We start from the raw sequence: 20,546 nt of genomic DNA on the forward strand, positions 1-20,546 counted from the left end.
CCTCCTTGCCAATGAGCGGCGAGTGCGCCCGCCCCTCACATCGCATACTTATACAGCGAAAAGTTTAGCAAGCTCGGCCACCGAGTGCACCACCGCATCGGCGCCCGCGGCCTCGTGCTCCCCCGGCGCCGCCGCGCCCGAATAGATGCCGATACACGGCACGCCCATTGCGTGCGCGCCCTCCACATCGTTAAAGCGATCGCCGATCATCACGGCATCGTCGGCCGTTGCACCGAGCGCCGCCAGCGCATCGCGGACCGAATCGGCCTTAGTCTCGCGCCCCTGCGGCGGATTCATGCCAACCACGGCTTTGAACTGGCAAAGTCCCAGCTCATGCACCATATCGATGCACTTCGCCTCCATGCGCGACGTCGCGACCGCCATGCGATGCCCCTGCGCGGCCAACCCATCCAGCAGCTCGGGGATTCCGTCAAACACGGGGTACTCTTCCGGTCCCAGCTCATCAAAAAAGGCACGGTACTCGTCAGCCACCACGAGCGATTCCTCGCGCGTAAAGCCGTAAAAGTCGTGGAAGCTCTTCCACAGCGGAGGACCGATCATGCGGCGCAGGTCACCCATCTGCGCTTCTGAAAATCCGCGCGCGGCAAGCGTCTTGCGCGTCGAGGCCATCACCGCCCGGCCCGTATCGGCCACCGTGCCGTCAAAATCGAACAGCACAATCGGCCGCTCGCATAGCTGTAATGCCGCCATCGATATCCCTCTTCCCCAGTTGACGATTTCCACACCGACACTTCAAACTGTTGACTATTCAACAATTAAAGCTGGCAATGTGGAACAACTCCACTATACTTGACGCACTTTGCTCTCAATCGGCGGCGCCGTGGCGCCCCATCGAAAGGTGCAATTATGTCTTTTGCCATCATAACCGACTCCACGTCGGACATCTCCCCCACCCGCGCCCAAGAGCTCGGCATTTACGTGATTCCGCTGCATGTGATTATCGAAGGCGAGGACCTGCTCGACCAGGTACAGATCACCGCCGAGGAGTACGTCGCCCGCATGGCAGGCTCCGAGCAGCTACCGCACACCTCGCAGCCGAGCGCCGGTGAGTTCAAGGAGCTCTTCGATCGCGTACGCGCCGACGGCCACGACAGCGCCATCTTTATCTCGCTGTGCAGCGAGTGGTCTGCCTGCTATTCCAACGCATGCCTGGTGGCCGAGACCCACGAGCTCGACGTGCGCTGCGTTGATTCGCGCACCGGCTCGGGCGCCGAGGGCCTGCTGGTGGAGTACGCGCTCGCCATGCGCGAGGACGGCCGCAGCCTGGACGAGACCGAGGCTCAGATCCGCGCGACGCTGCCCGACGCCCATCTGCTGCTGATTCCGCGCACGCTCGAGAACCTGGTCAAGAACGGCCGCGCACCCAAGCTCGCTGGCCAGCTCACGCAGATGCTCAACATTCGCTTGGCCGTTTCGCCGGAGTAGCAGTCGGGCGAGATCAGGGCCATCAAGAAGGGCCGCGGCGCCAAGCGCATCGTCGCCAACACCATGGCCGACTGCCTCGCATTTTTGGCTGAGCACCCGGGTTCGAGCGTGCGCGTGCTCACAACCGGCGCCGCCGAGGAGCAAGAGCTCGTCAACCAAGCGCTCGCGGGCCAGGACTACGCCGATGCCGGCACCGGCCCCATCGGCTGCACCATCGCGACCCACGTAGGCGTCGACGCCATCGCCATCAGTTACTGCCCCCGCTACCAACCAACTCGCTAGGGACTCCCACATCAGTTGCGGTGAAATAGGGACCGTTTTTGGCTTATCAGCCGCAAATCAATCCCTATTCCACCGCAACTTCTTTTGCTGAGCCATCCATATACAAGATATGCTGACGATCGGCGCATTCCCAGCTGTTTGGGGGAGCTTCGACTAGCCCCTAGTGATACCCGGTGGGCAAAAAATGGCAAATATGAGTACTGTCATAAATTTAGTAACAGCAAAATTACACTGAAATTGCCCGCTTCCACCGATTTCAAGCTCCATAAAGCCCCGAATCGTCGTGTTTAGGGGGGTGAATATACTAAAACTCAGTCAATTGGTCTTAGATACTTCTCAAATGATATGAGACTAACCGAGCAACACTACTCATATTTGCCATTTTTTGCCCACCGGGTCTGAATGAGGTCCGCTCTTTACGCCTCCGGCTACCTATATGACCGCAAACCCTGATTATCAAGGGCCGTCGCGCGCCTTGGCATCGACCGAAAGCCGCTCGCAGAATAATCCCTTGCCATTAGCAAACTTGAATCGAAATAACATATCCCAAAAAGCCGTAATGCCGTACCCTCGTCTCAACAACTCCAATACAAGGACGGCATTCAAATGGGCAACGCCATGCATCAATACGCCCTCTTTGGGACCGCACAATTTAAATACGATCAGACGATCACACATATATCGGACCAACACCGACAAATCGTCATTTGCAACAACGGTTCAGACGTACGCTACGCAACGCTAGAAGAGTGGAAAGAAGCTGGCGCTTTGTTCGATGAACGAGCGCAAATCGAGGGCATCGTCACCAGCGCAAGCCCAGCGCGCGACAAACTCGAGCTCTTCCGCAATCTCTTTACTGGCCGCAAAGATGTTTACGCTCATGGGTACCGCAGAAAAGACGGAGGAATTGGCTATACGCCCGCCTGCGCAAATGAGTGGAAGTCAGGCATTTGCCCCAAAGCAAGCCACCAGAGAGTCAAATGTACGGAATGCAGCAGCCGCGTCTTCCCCGAGTTGAGCGATGCCGCGATCATCGCCCATTTCAGAGGCAATGACGATAGGCTTCGAGACGTTATAGGCCAATATGCGCTCGATAAAGACAGTAACACGAAAGTCCTGGTCATCGATTTTGACGGAGCCGATTGGAAAGAAGCGACGAATGCCATTCGACACGTCGCAAAAAGCCACGGAATCGATGTCGCAGTCGAGCGATCGAGATCGGGCGACGGCGCACATGTCTGGTTTTTCTTCCTAGAGCTCGTCAGCGCAAAGACCGCACGAGATTTTGGAAGCAGCCTTATCACCGAAGCGGCGATACTGAACAAGACGATCACCTTCAAAGCATTTGACCGAATGCTGCCCGCGCAGTCCACCATTCCTGAGGGCGGCTTTGGAAATCTCATAGCGCTGCCTTTTCAAGGAAAAGCGCAGCGAAAAGGGAACAGCGTATTTGTTGACGAGCAATTTGGGCCCTTTCCCGATCAATGGCTTTACCTTTCGCAAATCCAGTTAATCCCGCGCGTGACGGTGCAAAATCTGATCGAGAGCATCGAAAATAGGTCACATGGAATAGCGGCTGCTGCAGTGGCAAACACCGGTGTGCCACATTCCCAGAGACTGCGAAAGCGGCTTCCGCTCACACCGCGGGACTTCCCGTCATCGCTGTCCGTCACGCAGGCCGATATGCTCTATATCCCCGAAAAATCTCTGAGTCCCGCAGCTCAAATGGAAGTCCGCAGGCTTGCAACATTTGCCAACCCGGAATTCTTCCGCGCACAATCTATGCATCAATCGGTATACGGCAAACCGCGGTTCATAGACCTCAGCGAACTTAGAGATGGCTACGTCGCGATTCCCAGAGGCTGCAAGGTTCAACTTGAGCGGCTGCTTCAAGAAGCCGGCGTTTCTGCCCACTATTCAGACAAACGCAAGTCGAGCAATCCAATTGTGATGGCATTTAAAGGGACTCTTCGCCCTGAACAGCTAATTGTCGCTGAACAGATGCTCGGCTACGAAGACGGAATCATGTCCGCACCGACGGGGTTCGGCAAAACCGTCATCGGAGCTTATCTTATTGCTGCCATTGGACTTCCAACGCTCGTCATCGTTCCTAAAACTGCGCTCATTGCCCAATGGAAATCCCAACTCGAACGATTTCTCGACATCACGGACAACAGAGAGCCCGTCCGAACCCCCAAGGGACGAATCAGCAAAAGACAGCCTCCGCTCATTGGGCAAATCGGAGGAGGCAAGACCGCCATAAGCCGTCTCATCGACATTGCTTCATTCCAGTCGCTATCCGGCAAGGATCCCCAAACCGGCGAGTCATTAGCCAAGGAGTTCGTTCGCGATTACAGTCTCATCATCTGTGACGAATGCCACCATGCGGCCGCGCCACAGCTTGAGCTTGTCCTCAAGTCCGCTCCTGCCAAATATGTATATGGCCTTTCCGCAACGCCCGAGCGTTCGGACGGACTCACGCGGGCACTCTCGATGCTCTGCGGCCCGGTTCGCTATGTCGTCGATCCAAAAACGCAAGCAATCCAACAGGGGATTCAGCGCATTGTTAGACCGCGTTTCACCGGAATTCGATTACCCACCTACGAACCAGGAGCATCCTTTAACCAAATTCTCGATCTCCTGTGTGTACATGCCGCGAGAAATGAAGCAATTATCGAGGACGCCCTCGAGGCCGCATCAAACGGCCGGCATCCGCTTGTGCTATCTAAAAGAAAAAAGCATGCCGAAGAGCTATGCAGGCTACTTCAAAGCCGCGGACACGAACCCATACTCTTAACCGGAGAAATCGACGCCAAAGAAAGAAAAGCAATACTGAAGAGTCTTCCCAGCTTTGAGCATGAGCATCGAATCATCGTCGCAACTGAAAGTCTTCTGGGCGAGGGCTTCGACCTGTCTTACCTTGACACTTTGCTCATTGCCACTCCAATATCTTGGGACGGCAGCATAACGCAGCAGGCGGGCAGGCTACACAGAAGCCACGAGGGCAAACAGCGGGTTGAGATATTCGACTATGTTGACCTGTCGATACCCATGTTCGCGCGCATGTACCAAAAGAGGCTCAAGACCTACGCTAAGCTGGGGTATGAAGTCTTTGCGGCAAACGACAACAGACAGGACGAACGAAACATCCTCGTTAGGTCGGCAAGAGCCGTGGAGGCTTTAGTGAATGACATCGAGAACGCATCGAAAAGCATTTTTATTGCCGCACCCTACGCGTCCGCCGCATGCCTTGAAAAGCTCGCCGTTGCACTCGCGAATGCCGCTACCCGTGGAATTGCCCTTGAGATTTCTATTGCTTCGACTCCGCGCGACGACGTGAAAGCGATTTTTGCCGAGATGAACGTCAACTATCTCATCAAAGCCGAAGGACGCCTGTGCGCATCAGTGATTGACGAGGAAACTGTCTGGTACGGAGCTATTCCGTTGCTGGCTTTCCCAAAGAAAGAAGACTGCAGCATTCGTTTCAAAAGCATCGAAGTCGCAGCCGAGCTTTTGAGCGAAATTCAACGAAAAGTGGAACCGGAGGCCGCGGCGACGAACGGGGTACCCCCAGCAGTTGCGGTGAAATAGGGACTGTTTTTGGCTTATCAGCCGCCAATCAATCCCTATTCCACCGCAACTTAGAAATCGGCGATCAGCCCTGCGGACCTTGGAACAGCTCCTCGTGCGAGCCCGTTCTGACCAGTCGGATCACCGGATTAGTCTTATGCGGCAAGTACAGAACGACCACATCGACCAAGCCATCGGATAGATGGAAATCAATGCGGCCGTTATAATTGCCACCCGGGTTTGAGAGCTCGTGCGCACCATATTCCGCGGGAAACGAGCCGTGAACCGCAAGCTCTGCGACGGCCGCCTTAAACTCCGTTTTTAGCTGCGGATGGACGCGCATCGTCCGTTTGTAATCCGCCTTAAACTGGTCCTCGACTTTAATCTCAAACATCGTTAGTCCTCATCGAGGAACGACATCAGATCGTCCACGTTGTCGAACGACGAGCTGTCGTCTGGTAAAATCCCCAGCTCATGAGCCTCGGCGATCACCATGGCGCGCCTCGTCACCTCGTTGGGAACTTCAGGTCGACCCACAATCTCAAACGGAATCTTTCGCTGATTCACAAGCTGCCGAACAGCAAGGTTGAGATACGAATTGAGACTCAGACCAACCGAATCCAAAAACTCAGTCGCCTGTTCCTTGAGCCCCTCTTCGATACGAACCGTCGTAGGCTTAACCGTTGCAGTAGACATACGCGACCTCCTCGCCTCGTCTTTTGCATCAGTATACCCCATTAAGATGGCAGCCTGATGTTAGATAGCATCAGACTGCCGTTCACATTACTGTAACCCACATTGCCGCAACGGCAGACACGCTCGCTCTACATCAGCCCGCTCAGGGCAATGTCAACGGCTTCGTTGAGGTCGTCGGTGATGTGCACAAGCTCGGGATCGAGCGGACTGATCATACCGTCGTCCATCACCGGACCGTTGAGCCAGTCGAATAGGCCCTGCCAGTACCCGCTGCCTACCAGCACAAGCGGCATGCGCTTGACCTTGTGCGTCTGTACCAGCGTGAGCACCTCGAACATCTCATCGAGCGTACCAAAGCCACCGGGAAACACGATGGCACCCGAGCTATATTTGACGAACATGGTCTTGCGCACAAAGAAGTAGCGGAAGTCCATGCCGAGGTTCACGTATTTATTGAGCCCGTGCTCGTGTGGCAGCTCAATGCCCAAACCAACTGACTTGCCGTTGACGCTCGCCGCTCCCTTGTTGGCCGCCTCCATGATGCCGGGGCCGCCGCCGGTGATAACCGCCACGCCGCGCTGGGCGATCTTACGGCCGACGGTGCGCGCCGCCTTGTAGACCGGGTCCGTCTTGGGTGTGCGGGCGCTGCCGAAGATGGTCACTGCGGGTCCGAGCTCGGCCAGCGCGCCAAAACCATCGACGAATTCTGCCTGAATACGAAGGACGCGCCACGGGTCGGCATGCAACCAGTCGGTTGAATCCTCGGGCGCCAGCAGGTTGGCGTAAGTGTTGTCCTTAGGAATCATGGGGCCGCGCATGACCACGGGACCGCGGCGGTACGTCTCGTCGTAGGCAGGTTCGCCCTCGACGTTCTCATTCTTAATCATGGGTACTCCTATCGAAAATAGAAACGGGCGGGGCCGACGCCATGCGTCAAACACCCGCCCGCGATATGGTACCCACGATACGTCAAGCGCTTGCAAGGCATCGGTCAGCAGCCGCGCAGGCGGTGTTAGCGAACGTGATGACCGGTCGGCGCTCGCCCCTTGCCGTTGCCCGCGCTCTGCAAGCGCCCGCGCCGCTCCTAGTAGTCCACCGCCGCAGGACAGTTCATCCAGTCGCTCACAAACGCGCCGTAGCGGCCCTCGATAATGGCCTGGCGGGCACGCTGCATAAGGTTGAGCAGGTAGTAGATGTTGTGCATCGACAGCAGAATTCCGCCGAGCATCTCCTTCTGCGTGACCATATGGCGGATGAGTGCGCGGCTGTAGCCGCCCGTGCACACCGGGCAGGTGCAGGTGGGGTCGATGGGGCCGTCGTCGTGCGCAAAGCGCGCGTTGCGGAAGTTAAGGCGGCCTTCACTGGAGAACGCCGTACCCATGCGGCCGGTGCGCGTCGGCAGCACGCAGTCGAACATGTCGATGCCCACGCCAACGCCGCGCACGAGCGTGGTAGGGTTGCCGACGCCCATGAGGTAGCGCGGCTTGTGCTTAGGCATGTACTCGGAAACCAGCGGCGCCAGCGTCTCGAACATGGTCTCGTGGTCCTCGCCCACCGAGTAGCCACCGATGCCGTAGCCGGGGAAGTCGCCGCACTCCTCCAGGTGGCGCAGCGACCGCAGGCGCAGATCCATATGCATGCCGCCCTGGACGATGCCAAAGAGCGCCTGGTCATCACGGGTGTGGGCCTTATAGCAGCGCTCGGCCCACATACTCGACAGCTCCACGGCGCGCTCGACATAGGCACGCGTGGCAGGATAGCCGGGGCATTGGTCGAGCTGCATGCAGATGTCGGAGCCGAGCTTCATGGCGATTTCCATGTTGTCCTCAGGCGTCCAGAACACGTGGCGGCCGTCGTAGTCGTTGACGATAAAGTGAACGCCCTCGTCAGTGAGCTTAACGGCGTCGTTGTGGCTGAAGACCTGGAAACCGCCCGAGTCGGTGAGGATGGGGCCGTGCCAGTTCATAAACTTGTGCAGTCCGCCCAGCTCGGCGATGGTGTCTTCACCGGGACGCATGGACAGGTGGTAGGTGTTGGCGAGCACGATCTGCGCACCGAGCTGCTTAACGGTCTCGGTGGGGATGCCCTTGACATTTGCCTTGGTGCCCACGGGCATAAAGATCGGTGTCTCAATGTCACCGTGCGGGGTGTGCAGCACGCCGGCGCGCGCATGTGTCGTCGGGTCCTCGGCGATCAGGTCGAATGTAAAGAGGTTCTGGTCCATAAACTGGAACTCCTTGGTTGCGGTTCATACGCAAACCATTATAGGGGCGTCCCGCGAGCGGGCCGCCCCTACACATCAAACGGGCATCGTATCTACGGCGATCATCTACCGTTGTGCCCGCAGCTTCAGAGCCGCGGCGACCATATTCCTCAGCGAAGGCCAGACCTCGGCATTGCTACGCGTCTTGAGCCCGCAGTCGGGGTTGACCCAAAGCTTGTCGGGCGCAACCTTGTCGAGCATCCTTGCGAGTGCCTCGCCTATCTCCCGCTCGGAAGGAATACGCGGCGAGTGAATGTCGTAGACGCCCGGGCCCACCTCGGTCTCGAAGCGGTTATGGGCCAGGGAATCGAGGATCTCGAGCTCGGAGCGAGAGGCCTCGAACGAAATCACGTCGGCGTCCATGGCGTCGATCGCCGGAATAATGTCAGCGAACTCGCTGTAGCACATGTGCGTGTGGATCTGCGTCTCGGGACGACAACCGCTGTGCACGAGATTGAACGCGGGGATAGCCCAATCCAGGTACTCGCGCTGCCAGTCGCTTCGGCGCAGCGGCAGCTTCTCACGAAGCGCGGCCTCGTCAACCTGAATCACCCTGATGCCGGCGGCCTCGAGATCGAGTACTTCATCGCGGATTGCAAGGGCAATCTGGCGGGTGGTGTCGCGCACGGGGATGTCCTCACGCGGGAAGCTCCAGTTCAGGATCGTAACCGGGCCGGTCAGCATACCCTTCATTGGCTTATCGGTCAGCGACTGCGCATAGCTCGACCATGAGACGGTCATGGGTTTGGGGCGCGAAACGTCGCCCCAGATGATGGGCGGCTTGACGCAGCGCGTACCATAAGACTGAACCCAGGCGAAGCGCGTGAACACGAAGCCGTCCAGGCGCTCACCGAAATACTCGACCATGTCGTTGCGCTCGAACTCGCCGTGTACGAGCACATCGAGACCGACCTCGTCCTGGCGGCGCACAACCTCGGCAATCTGGTCACGCAGAAACTCCTCGTAGCGTTGCTGCGAAATCTCACCATGGCGACGACGAGCGCGCATCGAGCGGATTTCCTGCGTTTGCGGGAAGGAACCGATCGTCGTGGTCGGGAACAGGGGAAGCCCCAGCTCCTTTTTCTGAATAACCTCTCGCACGGGACGAGCGGGCAGGCGCGTCTGCGCGCCCGCGGGCACGGCGACGACGCGGGCGCGCACGGCCTCATCGACGCTATCGGGACGAGCGCCCATGAGCGCCGCGTTGGCCTTCGCCGCAGGCGTGGATGAGGGATCGTCGCGGTCGAGCAGCTCGGCAAGCTCGGCAAGCTCGGCAAGCTTCTCCTCGGCAAACGCAAAGTGGCAGCGATAGGAATCGTTGAGCTGGGTCTCGTGCTCCAACGTATAGGGCACGTGAAGCAGCGAACAAGACGTGGAGAGCACAATCGGCGCCCGAGTCCCCCCGCGCAAGGCGGCGATGGTCCCGATCGTGTGGGCGTAATGGTTGCGCCAGATGTTCTTGCCGTTCACAAGACCCGCAAACATCACTTTATCCTGTGGGAATCCATAATTCGCAACGAGCTCTGCCGTCTGCACACCCTCGATAAAATCGAGGCCGATGCCATCAAAGGCCAGCGCACACACGTCGCGATAGCAGTCGCGAATATCACCAAAGTAGGTCTGGAGCAACACGCGGGAGTTGCCACGCGCATCGAGGATGGGCGCATAGAGCCGTCTAAACAGAGCGATATCGCGCTTGTCGAGGTCTCGAACCAGCCACGGCTCGTCAAGCTGAATCCACCCGGCACCCGCATCGGATAAGCGGGTGATAAGATCGGCATAGGCGCTCGCGAGCGGCTCGACCACGTCGGCAAGCTGACGTGAGCCGGTATAATTCGCGAGATTGAGCAGTGTGAAGGGACCAAGAATGGCAGGCTTTGTCTCGATGCCGGCGGCCTTGGCCTCGAGATACTCATCGATCGGCTTGGTGCCAACGAGCGCAATCTCTGCCGCATCATCGATTTCGGGCACATTGTAGTGGTAGTTGGTGTTGAACCACTTTTTCATCGGTAGTGCATGAACATCGCCTGCCTCGCCCTGGTAGCCGCGAGCCATGGCGAAATAGGTGTCCAGCGCAGAAAGCCCGAGCACGCGATAGCGCTGAGGCACCAGGCCAAAGAGCACGGCCGTGTCGAGCGTAGTGTCATAGAAAGAGAAGTCATTCGAGGGGATCATATCGATACCGGCATCGCGCTGCATCGTCCAATGAGCCAGACGCAACTCACGAGCAGTTTGGTCGAGCTGGGCGGCAGGAAGCTCGCTGCGAAAGTACTTCTCGCATGCAAACTTGAGCTCACGCAAGCGACCGATACGGGGAAACCCGACAACCGAGGTCTTCATGATGACTGTCCTTTCATACCTCTTTTCGAAAACGACATCTGGGCGTGCGAACATTCGACCAGACGGTTGGGCTCTATTAGACCACCACCACTACGCAATCGGAACTACGAAAAAACACTCGCTTGCCATAGTCAAATCAAATGGCAAGCGAGTGTGAAGAATAAAGGTTGATGCGCGATGGGGGCAAGATAGCCTACCCGAGGGGGCGCGGCATGCTCTGCGCAGGGGGCAGGAGCCGCCGTTGCCCTACGGACGCTGGCCCATGCCACCTTCGAGGGTGACGGTCTCGCCGTTCATATACTTAAAGTCGGGACCGCAAAGCTGAACGACCACGCGGCCGATCTCCTTCTCGACATCGCCGTAGTGGCCCGCCGGCGGCATGTGGACGTTGGCCTTGAACGCCTCGGGGTAAGCATCCTGGAAGTTCTCGAGCGCAGCGGTCCAAGCAAGCGGGCACACGATGTTGACGTTGATGCCGTCGGGGCCCCACTCGTTGGCGGCGACGCGGGTCAGGCCGCGAATGCCCTCCTTGGCAGCGGCGTAGCTGCACTGGCCATAGTTGCCAAACAGGCCGGCACCCGAAGCAAAGTTGACCACGGAACCCTTGGTCTCCTTCAGGTGCGGATAGGCCTTCTGCATGTACAGATAGGTAGCGTACAGGCCGGAATAAATGGCCAGGTTAAACTGATCCATAGTGTGGTCGGCGATGGTCACACCCGAGGCGCTGGCCTGAGCGTTGTTGACGACGGCGTCGATACGGCCGAACTTCTCGATGGCCTTGTCGATGACGTTCTGGACGACGGCCTCGTTATCCTGACCAGCCGAGACATCAGCTTGAACAGGCAGGACCTTGACGCCGTACTCGGCCTCGAGAGACTCCTTGGCAGCCTCGAGCTTAGCAACGTTACGACCGGTGATAACGAGGTTCGCGCCCTCCTTGGCAAAAGCGATATCGATACCGTAGCCGATGGAGCCAGCAGAGCCGTCCTTAAGCGTGGCCTTGCCGCCGCCGGTGATGATCACAGTCTTACCAGTGAAAAGTCCCATATGGAAATCCTTTCAGAATCGCGACGGGCGTACCCGCCGACTTCGCGCATCCAAATAAACGCGCCAAAAGCTGAGATGCAACTTTAGCGTGTTCAAGTGAGAAGAAAAGGCCTCGGTAGGCGAACGGCACCACGTCGTTCGGCGAAGGGATTGTCAAGTACAACCTGGATAACGTGGCCGAGTTGTTGCTATCGACGCGAGACATCGAACACGTTTTGAAACTTTGCTGCGGCGCGCGGGATGTCGGCGCGAGACTCTATCATAGGGTGACAAACAACGATGAGGAGCACATGCCTATGACAGACGAGCTGGACCCCCAGACTCAACAGCATATTGATGATTCCGCAGGCACCATTGACGACTGCGATGCTTCTACCAGCAGCGATGGAGGCATTGATGCCGCTGTCGAGGAAGCTTCTGCCGCCGCAGACGAGGCCGCAGACGCAAATGTCGCCGCAGAGCAAGACAAGGAAGATCAGCTAGAGCAGCCGGACCCGAGCGATACTGAGCCCAAGGCTGAGAACGCTCCGCAAGCAGCGGGCCCCATCGAGGTGTCTTCAGAAGAGGAGCTCGACGCCGTCATGGACTCCATGATGGATGCCGTCAAAGCGATGAAGGACGCTGTCGCCGATGCCGATGTCGACGCCGAGGAGGAGGAAGCCGCCGAGGCTGCCTCGACGTTTGTGCCCGGCGAGACCCCGGTTGCCGACCAGGGCAGCACCATGCCCTCGTTCCTGCAACTCGAGCACCCCACGATCGGCACCGACGCGGTCGACCCGCACGCAGCGGGCTTTTCCGTAATCGAAGGCGGCACCGGCAATATCGCCGCGCCGCAGACTGCCGATACGAATGCCGCCGAGGCCGCGCATCCGACCACCTCGCATGCTCCCGCCACGAGCCGCGACCTGGGAAGCGCCGTCTCAAACACCGCTAACGCCGTGGGCACTTTTATCGCCCAGGGCGCGTCGGCCATGCGCGAGATGAACGCCGCCAAGAAGGCACTCGCCGATGCCCGCGCCCACCTGTCCGAGCTTGAGCAGCGCATCGCCGACCAGGTAGAGGAGCTCGAGACGCGCCGGGACATCGCAGGCCGCTACGATCGGATCATCGCCGATCAACGCCAGGCGATTGCCGCGGCACAAAAGACCGCTGCGGCAGCTGAAATTAACCGTGATGCCCATGCCGCCAAAGCGACGGAGCTCAAGGGCCAGCTCGAGCAAATGAAGGCAGAGGACGATGCGACCGAGCTCCGCCTGAAGGCTGTCCTCGACGCCGTGGAAGCCCGCGAGGCGAGCTCGCGCGAGACCGGCAACCGCCTGGTTCGTCGACTCGAAGATTCCAAGCGCATCCGCGACAAAGTGAAGGCCGAGCGCGATACCGGTGTCGCCGCCGCACGACAAACTGCCGATGCTACGCGCGCACAGCTCGAGACGCTGCGTCATGAGTATGCCGAGCTGCAGCGCAACCCTTCGGCAAATCCCGCCAATTACACCGTGCGCACCAGCGAGTTGTCTATGCAAATCTCCGACGCTGCCGACGCCCTCCGCAAGGCCGAGGAAGACATTCCGCGCATCACCGCCGATCTTGAGCATTCACTTGCCGCCGCCGAGCAGGCCGTCGAGCAGGCACAGGCCCCCATCGCCGACGCTAAACGCGCGCACCAGGCCGTAACGGCTGAGGCAGATGCCGCGCGCGACGAGCTGCAGTCCGCAAAAACTGCCGCCGCGACGCGCCAGCGCGAGCTGCGCGAAAAGATCGCCACGCAGGACAAGGCACGCCGCGAGCAAGAGCAGGCCATCGCAAACGCCCGGGCAGATGCCGCGCATGCGCAGTCGATTATCGAGCAGGCGACCGAGGTGCACGACCATCCCGAGATCACCGATTCGCTCGCCGGATCCTTGGCACGCGACAAGGCCGAGTATACCGAGACCGAGCGCGAAGTTGCCCAACTCGAGGCCACCGAAGACGACGTGCGCAAGCGAACCCGCGACTCACGCGTCAAATTCACCGGAGCCATCGCCTGTATCATTGCCGCAATCCTTGCGATCATCGCAATCTGGCTGTTCATGAGCAAGTAAACCAGTTGGCAAAAAACGCCCCAACGCAGTTGCGGTGAGGTAGTTCCTGTTTAGCCCTCAAAAAGGCCAATTCAAGAACTATCTCCCCGCAACTTATTAGATTGATGCAAGGTAGTCGTTTAAGAACGTCCCCAATGACTACACCGATGTTTTGGCGAAGTCAGCGAAAACCCGCCAGAGCGAGCAAGGTGACGTGAAAGAGGAGGGCATTGACCTTCTGGTCATGCCCGACGATTGAACGTCAGATTGCCGCTCTGGCGGGTTTGCAGCGTCGAGCCGTTACGCGGTTCGTAGAACCGCGTAACTACAAAATGAGCATCGCGTCGCCAAAGCTGAAGAAGCGGTAGCGCTCCTCGATGGCGGCGGCGTAGGCATCCATGATCTGGTCGCGGGTGGCAAGCGCGCTCACGAGCATCATGAGCGTAGAGCGCGGCACGTGGAAGTTCGTGATCAGCGCGTCGACCACGTGATAGGTCGAGCCGGGCATAAGGTAGAGCTGCGTCGTCGCGTTCTCGCGCACCACGATGTCACCGCGGCCGAGCGTGTCGGCGCCGTCCTCACGGCCCTCAAAATAGCGCGCCGTCACAGCCGGATCGGACACCGGCGCGTCCGCGTCAAACGCGCTCTCGAGCGAGCGCACTGCGGTGGTGCCGACGGCGATCACGCGATGCCCTTCGGCCTTCGCCTTATGCACGGCGTCGACAACCTCCTGCGACACGTGGTAGCGCTCGGTGTGCATGACGTGCTGCGTGGGGTCGTCCTCCTCCACCAGACGGAAGGTATCGATGCCGACCTCGAGCTCGACAGCGGCAAACTTCGCACCCTTGGCCTCGATAGCCGCCATGAGCTCGGGTGTGAAGTGCAGGCCCGCCGTGGGAGCAGCGGCCGAATGCTCCTCCTTCATGGCGTACACGGTCTGGTACTTCTCGGGGTCGCCCTCGTAGTCGGTAATGTAGGGCGGTAGTGGCACATGGCCGGCGGCATGAATAGCCTCATCAAGCGTGCGCGGCTCGCCAGTGGCATTGCAACCGACCGGCTCAAAGCGCACCAGACGACCGCCGCGACTGTCGGTGACAAAGTCGACGATCTCGGCCGTCAGCACCACGGGAGCCCCCTCGGGCGCATGGGCGCCACCGGCACGATACTCGATCTGAGCGCCGGGCTTCAAACGCTTCCCCGGCTTGACCAGACACTCCCAAACGTGGCCCAGCGGATCCACGTCCTCGCGGCGCTTGAGCAGCAGCGTCTCGACCACGCCGCCCGAGCCGGCCTTGCGGCCGATCAGGCGGGCCGGCATCACGCGCGTCTGGTTGATGACGAGCACGTCACCCGGTTCGATGTAGTCGATGACGTCGCGGAAGATGCGGTGCTCGACGGTGCCGCCGTGCTCCAGCGGCGCCCCCGCCTCGGAACCCTTGCGGTCAACCACCAGCAGACGACAGGAGTCGCGCGGCTCGACGGGCGCCTGGGCGATGAGCTCTTCGGGCAGGTTGTAATCAAAATCATCGGTACGCATAGACACGTCAGATTCTCCTTATATAGGTAAAGTCCGCTCTACATCCTAGCAGGCTGCCAGCTCAAAAGAACTACTTTTTGGACGCTTTGCGCTCGTCGCGGATGCGGGCGCGGTCCATGGCCGCCTCGACGGCCGAGAATCGGCAGCCGCAGTAATTCTGCCGATACATGCCCAGCTCGCGCGAACGACGCGTGGCCTCGGGATAATACGGGCGAAAATCGCGAATCACCGGAGTGAGACCGCGGGCGGCAGCCAGACGCTCCAACACATCATTGCAGATTTCGAACAACTGATACGGCGAGACGGCGAGCGTCGTGCCCACATATTCAAACCCGTGCTCCTGGGCCACGCGGCATGCCTCGGCCAGACGCAGGGCATAGCACGCACGACAGCGACGGGGTCGATCGGCGCCCAACGGGGCCACACCGGCCTCCCAGCGCTCGCGGTCCTCGCCTGCCTCAATGAGCTCGATGCCGCCGTCGGTACACCACCGGCGCAGCTCGTCCAGGCGGCGCTGCCATTCATCGCGCGGCTGAATATTGGGGTTGGTCCAGCAAATCGTGGGCTCAAACCCCTCCTCGCGCAGCAGGCGAACCGGCTCAAGCGAGCATGGTGCACAGCACGCATGCAGCAGCAACGACTTCATCAACATCTCCTCTCCCACAATGATTTTTCTGGGACGGGGATTAAATAATCATTGCGTACCTAACGATTATTTAATCCCCGTCCCAGAAAAATCATCCCAAATAGACTACCTTGCGAAAAAGCGCACCCCAAAGGACGTGTCCTCGCAGGCGACAATGCGACGGTCGCGCAAAATGGTCCGCACGTAGTACCAGTCGCCCACGCACCCCGAAAGATGCAAGCCTGCCGCCAGGTAACACAGCAGCGGATAGCCCAAAAACGCAAAGCCCAAGGCAAACGCTGTCGTCACAACAACCGTCGGCGCCAGGCAAACCGCCACGTACCGCCGGCGCGAATACACAACGCCCTCGGCGCAGGCATAGATCATCGCCGTCTCGCGATTCGCCCCAAAGGTCACCCGCGCGCCCGCAGGCGCCAGCAGCTTAAAGAACACGCCATGCACAAGCTCGTGAACGGCAAACGACGCCGCCGAAACCGCAGCCAAGCCGACTATCCAGCCCACGACCGCCGTCCAGCCGCCCGCATCGGCAGCATCCAGGTCAACGGGCCCGCCCAGCAGCATAAACACCGGCACCAAGCACACGGCAAACACACCGACTACGACCATCCCCCACACGAAGCAAGCGTGCAGGAAATCCTCGTCTTCAAACGCATGTATGTTGGAAATCTCATTCATAGCACCTTAGGATAGCGCCCCTGCCACGTACCCGTCCGCATGTGCGATAATGTCGAACGATATGCACGAATTGACCACCGCGCCGCCGCGCCCCGCGCCCGGCCGCGCCCCCCACCATATGCGAAGGAGTCCCATGGCATCCAAATACTCCATGAACGACCGTCCCAGCTGGCCGCGCCGCGCCATCGTTACCGCCGGCGAGCCCTACGGCAACAAGGGTCTGCACTTTGGCCACGTTGGTGGCGTCTTTGTCCCGGCCGACTTCTTCGCCCGCTTCCTTCGAGACCGCCTGGGCCGCGAGAACGTCATCTTCACCTCGGGCACCGACTGCTACGGCTCTCCCATCATGGAAAGCTACCGCAAGCTCAAGGAGAACGAGGGCTACGACAAGTCCATTCGCGAATACGTCGAGTCCAACCACTCCCGCCAGGCCGCGACCCTCAACAACTACAACATCAGCTGCGACATCTATGGCGGCTCGGGCCTTGAGCCAGCGGCCCAGATCCACAACGAGGTGACCGCCGAGATTATCGAGCGCCTGCACGAGCGGGGCGCCATCTCCAAGCGCTCTACCCTGCAGTTCTACGATGCCAAGGCCGGCACGTTCCTCAACGGTCGCCAGGTCATCGGCCGCTGCCCCATCCAAGGTTGCAAGTCCGAGAAGGCTTATGCCGACGAGTGCGATCTGGGCCACCAGTTTGAGCCCGAGGAGCTCATCGCGCCCAAGAGCCAGCTCACCGGCGAGGTGCCCGAGCTGCGCCCGGTCGACAACCTCTACTTCGACCTGCCGGCCTACCTCGACTTTATGAAGACCTACACCGCCAAGCTCGCCCAGAACCCGCAGGTTCGCTCCGTGGTCTCCAAGACCATGGAGGAGTGGCTGCTGCCGGCTCAGCTCTACATTCAGAACAAATTCCGCGAGGCCTTCGACGCCGTCGAGGACCAACTCCCCGAGCACACCGTGCTGGAGCCCGAGGGCAACAAGAGCAGCTTTACCGTCGCCTTCCCCAGCTGGAAGGAACGCGACGACGCCCACGCGGTGCTCGCCAACGGCGGCGTGCGCTTCCGCAGCGGCAAGGCGCTCGTGCCCTTCCGTATCACCGGCAACATCGACTGGGGCGTTCCGGCGCCCGAGGTCGACGGCGTCTCCGACGTCACCTGCTGGTGCTGGCCCGAGAGCCTGTGGGCGCCCATCAGCTACACCCGCACCGTACTCGCACGCGATGCCAAGGCCGCCGGCGTGACCGAGGGTGTCGCCGCCCAGGATGCCGCCCTCATGGGCGAGCCCGCCGCCGATTCCACGCAGGTCCCCGCGCCCACCTACCAGCACAGCTCACTCGACTGGCGCGACTGGTGGTGCTCTGACGACGCACAGATCTACCAGTTCATTGGCCAGGACAACATCTACTTCTACTGCATCGCGCAGACCGCCATGTGGGAGGCCCTGGGTTGGAACCTTACGCAGAGCACCGTCAGCGCCTGCTATCACCTGCTCTACATGGGCAAAAAGGCCAGCTCGTCCTCGCAGACGCCTCCCCCGCCGGCAGACGACCTGCTCAACCACTACACCTGCGAGCAGATGCGTGCGCATTGGCTGTCGCTCGGTCTGTCCGAGAAGCCGGTGAGCTTTAGTCCCAAGGCATACGACACACGCGTGACCGGCAAGGACAAGGACGGCAACGAGGTGCGTGCCCGCGACGACAAGCGCGTCATCGATCCGGCCCTAAAGGAGAGCGCCCTCTTGACCGGCGTCTTCAACCGCCTAGCCCGCAGCTGCTTCTACGGTGTCGCCATCAAGGAGGGCGACGAGAGCCCCTACCGCAACGGCTGCATCCCCGCCGGCGCCGCCTCCGCCATCGTGGTCGAAGCCGCCGAGCAGGCAGCTCTCGCCTTTGAGCAGGCCATGTACAAGTTCGAGACGCATCGCGCGCTCGCCGTGTGCGACGACTACCTGCGTGCCGCCAACAAGCGCTGGAGCGATGCCTCCAAGGCCGCCAACAAGCTCGAGGGCGAGCCAGCCAACACCGCCATGACGCAGGCCCTCGTCGACGCCTTTACCGAGCTGCGCGTGGCAACCGTGCTCATGCACGGCATCGTCCCGGCCGGCTGCGAGCTCATCTGCGAGTACTTCGATGTCGATCCGGTCGCCTTCTTTAGCTGGGACAACATCTTTGCTTCCACGGACGAGTTTATGGAGAGCCTGGGCGAGAAGCCCGGCGAGCACCGCGTGAAGCCGCTGCCCCCGCGCTTCGACTTCTTTAGCAAGCACGCGAGCCAGTACTAGGCAATCGCAACGCGCCCGGGAATGATTATTCTGGGACGGGGATTAAAAATCATTCCCGGGCGCCACAGTACAGTCTTTTTGGGACGGGGCTATTTTGACTACTTTTGACACTGGTCGGCCAAAATACCTGCGACAACAGCAAAGTAGCTAAAATAGCCCCGTCCCAAAAAGACTGATCGGGGATCGTTGATTGATTTTTTAATCCCCGTCCCAGAATAATCATTTAGGTGGAAGGAAAGACGTATGTCCAAGCCGCGTCGTCGTAAGCAGAAGAAGCAACCTAAGCCCGAGCTCAAGCTCAGGCAGCTTGCTGCTACCGAGCTCTCCGACCAGCTTGCCGCCCAACACTCCGCCGCCGACCTGCCGCGCTTTATGGTCAACACGGTCGCCGGCGCCTATGCCCCTACTGATGCTCAGCTCATGATCGAAGGCTTTGGCGCCGCGGCCACACGCCCGGTCACGCTGCGCGCCAACACGCTCAAGGCAACCGCCGAGGACATCGCTGCGGCGCTCGATGCCGCCGGCATCGCCCACAACCCCGTCGCCTGGTACCCAGACGCCTTTATCCTGCCCGAGGCACAGGTTTCCGACCTGTGGGACCTCGGCATCTACCGCGACGGCAAGATCTACTTGCAAAGTCTGTCGTCCATGATGCCGCCGTTGGTCCTGGGCGCCCAGGCAGGCGAGGACATCCTGGACATGTGCGCAGCCCCTGGCGGCAAGACAACGCAGATCGCCGCCCTCACCCAGGGCCAGGCACACCTCACGGCCTGCGAGATGAGCATTCCCCGCGCCGAGAAGCTCGAAGCCAACTTGGGCCGCCAGGGCGCCAAAAATGTGCCCGTCATGCGCATCGACGCACGCGAGCTTGACGAGTTCTTCCGCTTTGACCGTATCCTGCTCGACGCCCCCTGCACCGGCACGGGCACCGTCATCAGCGGCAACGAAAAGAGCCTGCGCGGCCTCACCGAGCAGCTGCTCTTCAAGTGCGCCCGCTCGCAGCGCGCGCTTCTGGACCGCGCCATGGGGGCCCTCAAACCGGACGGCACGCTCGTCTATTCGACATGTTCGATCTTACCGCAGGAAAACGAGGATGCCCTGCAAGAGGCCCTCGACAAGCACATGGACTGCGAGCTCATCCCCCTCGACGGAACGCCGAGCGAAAGCGAAGCGCGTCGCGCCCAGGATGCCGGCGACAAGCCACATATCGAGTGCAACGCCCTTACCGAGGCCATCGCCGCGGGCCACGTCTCGTCCGTCGCCAACGGCATGCCCGGCACGCTGACCATTCCGCCCAGCCGCGACTTTGAGGGCTTCTATATCGCCCTGATCCGAAAACGCAGCTAGCGCACGGATTCAAAACTCAACAAACTATCTCCGTACGCACTTGTCCTGCTGGTCACGGTGCTGCTTAAGTGCCTCGCGTTCCTTGCGCTCGGCTCTTTTGCCTTTAATGGCCGTGACCACCAAGTAGATGACCGCGGCGGCAACGATTGCGCCCACACACAGGCCAATCGAGCCCAACATTGCTGTGAATTCCATACCGCGTCACCTCTCTATTAAACGGGACATTCAAGATAGCACCTCAATACCCGCCACCACAGCTCCTTCACGTTCGCTGGCCCTGGTTGATTTTCAATCTCAACGCAACAGCTTGAACGGCCCCCGCGTTTCCGCAGCTAGCGCAACGCGGAACTAGCCCC

At 60.0% G+C, this 20,546-nt stretch carries 15 protein-coding genes and 1 pseudogene; 5 read left to right on the plus strand and 11 right to left on the minus strand.

Going from position 1 to position 20,546, the window contains the following annotated elements; genetic code table 11:
* Positions 1 to 48 precede the first annotated feature (48 nt).
* On the minus strand, positions 49 to 711 hold the full coding sequence (locus tag GT495_RS07410; RefSeq protein ID WP_156598771.1) for an HAD hydrolase-like protein: 663 nt from the start codon (positions 709 to 711) through the stop codon (positions 49 to 51).
* Between the two features lie 156 nt (positions 712 to 867).
* Here GT495_RS07410 and GT495_RS07415 point away from each other — a divergent pair.
* Both GT495_RS07415 and GT495_RS07425 read left to right on the plus strand, forming a co-directional pair.
* Positions 868 to 1,728, plus strand: a pseudogene (locus GT495_RS07415) (DegV family protein).
* Positions 1,729 to 2,334: 606 nt separating this feature from the next.
* Positions 2,335 to 5,319: a DEAD/DEAH box helicase family protein gene (locus GT495_RS07425; protein ID WP_161162140.1), complete on the plus strand. Its 2,985-nt coding sequence runs from the start codon at positions 2,335 to 2,337 to the stop codon at positions 5,317 to 5,319.
* Between the two features lie 64 nt (positions 5,320 to 5,383).
* Here GT495_RS07425 and GT495_RS07430 read toward each other — a convergent pair whose 3' ends face one another.
* The 6 genes from GT495_RS07430 to GT495_RS07455 form a co-directional block, all read right to left on the minus strand.
* Positions 5,384 to 5,692: a type II toxin-antitoxin system YafQ family toxin gene (locus GT495_RS07430; RefSeq protein WP_161162141.1), complete on the minus strand. Its 309-nt coding sequence runs from the start codon at positions 5,690 to 5,692 to the stop codon at positions 5,384 to 5,386.
* A gap of 2 nt (positions 5,693 to 5,694) precedes the next feature.
* On the minus strand, positions 5,695 to 5,994 hold the full coding sequence (locus GT495_RS07435; RefSeq protein WP_156598757.1) for a type II toxin-antitoxin system RelB/DinJ family antitoxin: 300 nt from the start codon (positions 5,992 to 5,994) through the stop codon (positions 5,695 to 5,697).
* A gap of 128 nt (positions 5,995 to 6,122) precedes the next feature.
* Positions 6,123 to 6,881 (minus strand): TIGR00730 family Rossman fold protein, encoded by a 759-nt coding sequence (locus GT495_RS07440; protein ID WP_161162142.1) that lies wholly within the window; start codon positions 6,879 to 6,881, stop codon positions 6,123 to 6,125.
* Positions 6,882 to 7,078: 197 nt separating this feature from the next.
* A complete protein-coding gene (gene tgt, locus GT495_RS07445) occupies positions 7,079 to 8,218 on the minus strand; it encodes a tRNA guanosine(34) transglycosylase Tgt (protein WP_152076841.1) in 1,140 nt (379 codons plus the stop codon).
* A gap of 105 nt (positions 8,219 to 8,323) precedes the next feature.
* Positions 8,324 to 10,597, minus strand: coding sequence for a 5-methyltetrahydropteroyltriglutamate--homocysteine S-methyltransferase (metE, locus tag GT495_RS07450; RefSeq protein WP_161162143.1), 2,274 nt, complete (start codon positions 10,595 to 10,597; stop codon positions 8,324 to 8,326).
* A gap of 246 nt (positions 10,598 to 10,843) precedes the next feature.
* Positions 10,844 to 11,644: an SDR family NAD(P)-dependent oxidoreductase gene (locus GT495_RS07455; protein ID WP_161162144.1), complete on the minus strand. Its 801-nt coding sequence runs from the start codon at positions 11,642 to 11,644 to the stop codon at positions 10,844 to 10,846.
* 296 nt (positions 11,645 to 11,940) lie between these two features.
* On the opposite strand from GT495_RS07455, the gene GT495_RS07460 reads away from it, so the two are divergent.
* Positions 11,941 to 13,722: a hypothetical protein gene (locus GT495_RS07460; protein WP_161162145.1), complete on the plus strand. Its 1,782-nt coding sequence runs from the start codon at positions 11,941 to 11,943 to the stop codon at positions 13,720 to 13,722.
* A gap of 304 nt (positions 13,723 to 14,026) precedes the next feature.
* Here the strand turns inward: GT495_RS07460 and queA are convergent, their stop codons facing one another.
* The 3 genes from queA to GT495_RS07475 form a co-directional block, all read right to left on the minus strand.
* Positions 14,027 to 15,238, minus strand: coding sequence for a tRNA preQ1(34) S-adenosylmethionine ribosyltransferase-isomerase QueA (gene queA / locus GT495_RS07465; protein ID WP_161162154.1), 1,212 nt, complete (start codon positions 15,236 to 15,238; stop codon positions 14,027 to 14,029).
* A gap of 70 nt (positions 15,239 to 15,308) precedes the next feature.
* Positions 15,309 to 15,884, minus strand: coding sequence for an epoxyqueuosine reductase QueH (locus tag GT495_RS07470; protein WP_161162146.1), 576 nt, complete (start codon positions 15,882 to 15,884; stop codon positions 15,309 to 15,311).
* 105 nt (positions 15,885 to 15,989) lie between these two features.
* Complete coding sequence (locus GT495_RS07475) at positions 15,990 to 16,559, minus strand: DUF3267 domain-containing protein (RefSeq protein ID WP_161162147.1); 570 nt, start codon at positions 16,557 to 16,559, stop codon at positions 15,990 to 15,992.
* Positions 16,560 to 16,692: 133 nt separating this feature from the next.
* Between GT495_RS07475 and GT495_RS07480 the strand changes: the two genes are divergently transcribed.
* Positions 16,693 to 18,843 (plus strand): class I tRNA ligase family protein, encoded by a 2,151-nt coding sequence (locus GT495_RS07480; RefSeq protein ID WP_161162148.1) that lies wholly within the window; start codon positions 16,693 to 16,695, stop codon positions 18,841 to 18,843.
* Between the two features lie 243 nt (positions 18,844 to 19,086).
* The gene (locus tag GT495_RS07485; RefSeq protein ID WP_161162149.1) at positions 19,087 to 20,190 is read left to right on the plus strand and encodes an RsmB/NOP family class I SAM-dependent RNA methyltransferase; all 1,104 of its coding nucleotides are present in this window, start codon (positions 19,087 to 19,089) and stop codon (positions 20,188 to 20,190) included.
* 24 nt (positions 20,191 to 20,214) lie between these two features.
* Here GT495_RS07485 and GT495_RS07490 read toward each other — a convergent pair whose 3' ends face one another.
* Positions 20,215 to 20,385: a hypothetical protein gene (locus GT495_RS07490; protein WP_161162150.1), complete on the minus strand. Its 171-nt coding sequence runs from the start codon at positions 20,383 to 20,385 to the stop codon at positions 20,215 to 20,217.
* Positions 20,386 to 20,546: the final 161 nt, after the last annotated feature.

Origin of the sequence: Collinsella sp. BIOML-A6 (assembly GCF_009875845.1) — a bacterium.
Classification (GTDB): Bacteria; Actinomycetota; Coriobacteriia; order Coriobacteriales; family Coriobacteriaceae; genus Collinsella; species Collinsella aerofaciens_H.